This window comes from Micropruina sp. (assembly GCF_027492755.1).
Taxonomy (GTDB): Bacteria; Actinomycetota; Actinomycetes; order Propionibacteriales; family Propionibacteriaceae; genus Micropruina.
Window position 1 is genome coordinate 3,351 of the sequence record NZ_JAPUED010000237.1, and the last position, 1,684, is coordinate 5,034.

At 66.4% G+C, this 1,684-nt stretch carries 2 protein-coding genes; both read right to left on the bottom strand.

Annotated elements, in window-relative coordinates:
- Positions 1-5 precede the first annotated feature (5 nt).
- Entirely contained in the window at positions 6-497 is a 492-nt protein-coding gene (locus Q0066_RS16400) for a GNAT family N-acetyltransferase (RefSeq protein WP_298134953.1), read from the bottom strand.
- Between the two features lie 176 nt (positions 498-673).
- On the bottom strand, positions 674-1,684 hold a 1,011-nt coding region (locus Q0066_RS16405; protein WP_298134955.1), incomplete at its 5' end, for an NAD(P)(+) transhydrogenase (Re/Si-specific) subunit beta.

A 1,684-nucleotide genomic window follows, 5' to 3' on the forward strand; every position in this document is an offset into this window, starting at 1 on the left:
TGCGGTCAGTGCAGCAGCCGCAGCGACTTGCGGTAGATGGCGTCCATCTCTTCGCGGCTGTGGGTGTTGCCGAGCCCATCGACGTACTCGTAGGTGGTCAGCTTGTGGTCGCCGGTCGGCGTGTAGTCGAGTGAGATGTACATCGGGATCGCGGCCGCGTTCTGCGGGTCGACCCGCAGGAAGATCTCTTCGAAGCCCAGCTCGATGGCCTGCTGCTCGAGGAAGCGGGTCAACGCCCGCGCCGCACCCTGACGGCGCGACTCCGGATACACCCAGAGGCTCTTCAGCTCCGGCTGCAGCAGATTGTCGGCGCGGCAGTCCAGCACGCTGGTGCCCAACTCGTGGCCGTCCCGCAGGGCGATCGCGAAGAAGTAGTCGCCCTCCTGCTGCCGGTCGAAATGCCCCTGCGCGTAGCGGGCGTTCGGGTGAGGCTCCCGGCGGCCCAGCGCCTCGAGGTCATCCGCCGTGCACAGCCGCACCTCGATGCGCTCCGTCATAGGTACCTCCGCTGGTCGGGGATCGGGGTCAAGTCGGGAAGGAAGGCCTGGCTCGTGTCCATCGGATCCTTCATCTTGCCAGAACGGTGCAAGCCTACGTCGGTCGATGAGGACGGAACCTCACCCGTTCATCCATGGTGTGCGAGCGGCAGTGGGAGTGCTGGGGTGGTAAGGGCTCAGCCGAGTTGCTTGAGCTGGCTGATCACGTCGGCGACCGCCTGCTGGGCGCTGCCGTACAGCATCGAGGTGTTCTCTGCGTAGAACAGGGCGTTCTCGATGCCGGAGTAGCCGGCGCCCCGTCCGCGCTTGATCACGATGCAGTTGTGGGCCTTGTCGGCGTCCAGGATCGGCATGCCGTAGATCGGGGACGTCTTGTCGGTGCGGGCCACCGGATTCACCACGTCGTTGGCGCCGATCACCAGCGCCACGTCCGTCTGCGGGAACTCGGCGTTGATCTCGTCCAGGTCGAAGATCTTCTCGTACGGGACGCCGGCCTCGGCGAGCAGCACGTTCATGTGGCCGGGCATCCGTCCGGCGACCGGGTGGATGGCGAACGACACCTCGACCCCGGCGTCGGTGAGCAGCTTGGCCATCTCCCACACCTTGTGCTGCGCACCGGCCACCGCCATGCCGTAGCCGGGGACGATGATCACCTTCTCGGCGTAGCGCATCATCGCCGCCGCATCGGTGGCGGTGAGTTCCTTGAGCCGGCCCTCGATCGCGCCGCCGGCCTGTGCTTCGCCGCTGATCGGGGTGAACAGCACGCCCAGGATCGGCCGGTTCATCGCCTTGGCCATCAGTTGGGTGAGCAGCGTGCCGGACGCGCCCACCACGATGCCAGCGATGATCAGTGCCGGGTTGCCCAGCACGTAGCCCTCGAAGCCGACGGCCAGGCCGGTGAACGCGTTGAGCAGCGAGATCACCACGGGCATGTCGGCGCCGCCGATCGGCATCGTCAGCACGGCACCGAGCACCAGGGCGAGCAGGAAGAACAGCACCAGCAGGAACGGGTTGGCCGAGCCGGTGCCCATCGAGGAGAGCACGATCACCACGCCGAGCCCGATGGTGATCAACGCCAGGACGATGTTGATCAGGTTCTGCGCAGGCAGCCGGATGGCCTTCTTCATGATGCCCTGCAGCTTCAGGAAGGCGATCACCGAGCCGCTGAAGGCGACCGAGCCGATCAG